The organism is Caballeronia sp. LZ032, from assembly GCF_031451315.1.
In the GTDB taxonomy this organism is placed as follows: domain Bacteria; phylum Pseudomonadota; class Gammaproteobacteria; order Burkholderiales; family Burkholderiaceae; genus Caballeronia.
The window spans coordinates 1-2,553 of the sequence record NZ_JARUXP010000029.1; the positions used below are offsets into that span (position 1 = coordinate 1).

At 61.1% G+C, this 2,553-nt stretch carries 2 protein-coding genes; both read left to right on the top strand.

Annotated features, from left to right (window positions below):
* Positions 1 to 139 precede the first annotated feature (139 nt).
* Positions 140 to 1,717, top strand: a complete 1,578-nt coding sequence (gene istA / locus QCE69_RS39220; RefSeq protein WP_309936140.1) for an IS21 family transposase — start codon at positions 140 to 142, stop codon at positions 1,715 to 1,717.
* 2 nt (positions 1,718 to 1,719) lie between these two features.
* Positions 1,720 to 2,487 carry an IS21-like element helper ATPase IstB gene (gene istB / locus QCE69_RS39225; protein WP_309936141.1) on the top strand — a complete coding sequence of 256 codons (768 nt, stop codon included), beginning with the start codon at positions 1,720 to 1,722 and terminating at the stop codon, positions 2,485 to 2,487.
* The last annotated feature ends 66 nt before the right edge of the window (positions 2,488 to 2,553 follow it).

The window sequence follows — 2,553 nt, forward strand, 5'->3', positions numbered from 1 at the left end:
CCCCGATGGGCGGGCAAATTCCCCCACCTTTGGGCACCTCAAAATCCCCCACCTAGAGACACGCGGAGCATGATGCTGACGCGGTCTGGCAGGACGTTACCTTGCACCTCTCGAAGGATGAACAAGAGGGGTGGCTGGAGTGAATGTCTTGAAGCCGCATCTGCAAACAACTATCGCCACACTCGTCGCCGCGGGCAAACGTCAGCGGGAGATCGCCCGAATTACGGGGGTTGATCGGAAGACGATTCGCAAGTACCAGGAGCAATTCGCAGCGACGCAAGCAAATTCCCCCACGGTGCCCACCGGCTCCGCGCTGCAAATTCCTCCACCATGCCCACCGGCAAAGGGCAGCCAGATATCAGCTTGCGAGCCTCACCGGGGGTTCATAGAGGCTCAGTTACGGCTTCGGCGCAATGCCATGGCCATCTACCAAGATCTGGTGGACCGATTTGGCTTTGCCGCCGGATACGACAGCGTCAAGCGGTTCGTCCGGACAATGCGTCAGCACGAGCCGGCCCAGTTCGACCGGCTGGACTTCATGCCTGGCGAAGAGGCGCAGGTTGACTATGGCGAAGGCGCCCTGACCAGGGTGCCGGGCACCAGCCGCTACCGCAAGCCCCGGCTGTTCGTGATGACGCTGCGTTACTCGCGGCGCAGCTTCCGCCGCGTTGTGTGGAAGTCCAGCAAACAGGTCTGGGCTGAACTGCACGAACAGGCTTGGCGCCACTTTGGTGGCGTCACGCAGTACGTCGTTCTCGACAATCTGAAGGAAGGCGTAGTCAAACCGGACCTGTACGAGCCGGAGCTCAATCCGGTGTATGCCGCCATGCTCGCTCACTACGGCGTGGTGGCGGACCCAGCCCGCGTACGGGATCCGAATCGCAAGGGCACCGTCGAGAACGCAATCCAGCACACTCAGGGCACGGCCCTGAAGGGGCGACGATTCGAATCGATCGAGGAGCAAAACGCCTTCCTTGATCAATGGGAATCGAACTGGGCGGCCAGAAGGATCCACGGCAGCACCCGCCGCCAGGTTCAGGCGATGTTCGAGGAAGAGCGTCCCCATCTGCGTGCCTTGCCCGCGCGCAGTTTCGAATACTTCACCGACAAGGTCTACACGGTCTGCGACGACACATGCGTACGGGTGGATCACAGCAGCTACGCCGCCCGACCGGCTCCCATCGGCAGCCAGGTGCTCGTGCGCAAGTTTGCCCGTCGCCTGGAAGTCCGCAACCTCCAGACACAGGCGTTGCTGCGCACGCATATTCTGGCCGACAAGCCGGGATCAGTGGTGTTGCCGCACGATGAGCGACCGTTCAATCCCTCGCGGGAAACGCGCCGCATCCTGTTGCAGGCCAAGGCGATCGGGCCGTCGGCCGAGCGTTTGTGTCAGCAACTGTTCGACACCGAAGGGCGAATCGGTCAGCGCAAGCTCTGGGGCATCGTCGGTCTCGTCCGGCGCTACCCCCGCCGCCTGATCGATTCGGCGTGCGAGATCGCCATGAGAGAAGGTGTGACCAGCTACAAACAGGTCAAAGCGCTAACCGAGCGTCTGCTGGAGCAGGCGCTGGCTGAACTGGACACGCCCATCCAGGGCGAACTGCCCTTGACTCAGGAACATCACCTCATCCGGGACGGCGACGACTATGCCGACCTGTTCACCCTCGGCGCCAGTCATAGCGCCGCCATGTCATCACCCAACGGAGATCTATCTTGAGCATGAGCCTCGCTGAAATTGACCGCGCGCTGCGCGAACTGCGTCTGTCTGGCATCAGCGCGACGCTGGAAACGAGGGTGCTGCAAGCCCAGGCCAGCCAGCAGCCGTTCCTCGAAACCTTCTCTATGATTCTGCAGGACGAGCTTGATCGGCGGCAATCCAGGCTTCTCGAACGACGTTACCAGCAGTCCGGTCTAGACGAGCGAAAAACCTTGAGCGACTTCGACTGGTCCTTCAACCCCAAAGTACCACGTCAGGCTTGCTTCGAGTTACACACCCTGAAGTTCGTCGCCGACAGCGACAACGCATTGCTGATAGGAAAAACCGGCACCGGCAAAAGCCATGTCGCCAAGGCCATCGCCTACAACGCCACCCTGCAGGGAATGAAGGTGCGCTACGTCGAGTCCGACACCGTGTTCGCCGGCTATGCTGTGGAAACGCGGGCCGATCAGGACCGTCTGCTCAAGGCCCTCGTTGAACCCGAACTCCTCGTGCTTGACGATCTGTTCCTCGCCAAACGCATCCCCGATGCCGCGGCGGAGCTGCTGCAGACCCTTGTTCACCAACGATACAAGCATCGCCGCAGCATTCTCGTCACATCCAACCGCATCGTCCAGGACTGGGGACGCTACCTTCGCGACAACACCATGGCCTCGACGATTCTTGACCGTCTCCTGCATCGCTCCAAACTCCTCGAGTTTGAAGGAAAGAGTTATCGCCTCCGGGAAGCAGCGACCAGGCTTGCCGTCACTGAGGAATCCGACGCATAATCCGCTGGTCCTGCCTGGGGGAATTTAGCCGCCCACAGGTGGAGGAGTTTGAACTGCCCATCGGGG

Excerpts from the sequence above, each read along its gene's own strand:
- istB (WP_309936141.1), top strand. The coding sequence starts at position 1,720 with ATGAGCCTCGCTGAAATTGACCGCGCGCTGCGCGAACTGCGTCTGTCT.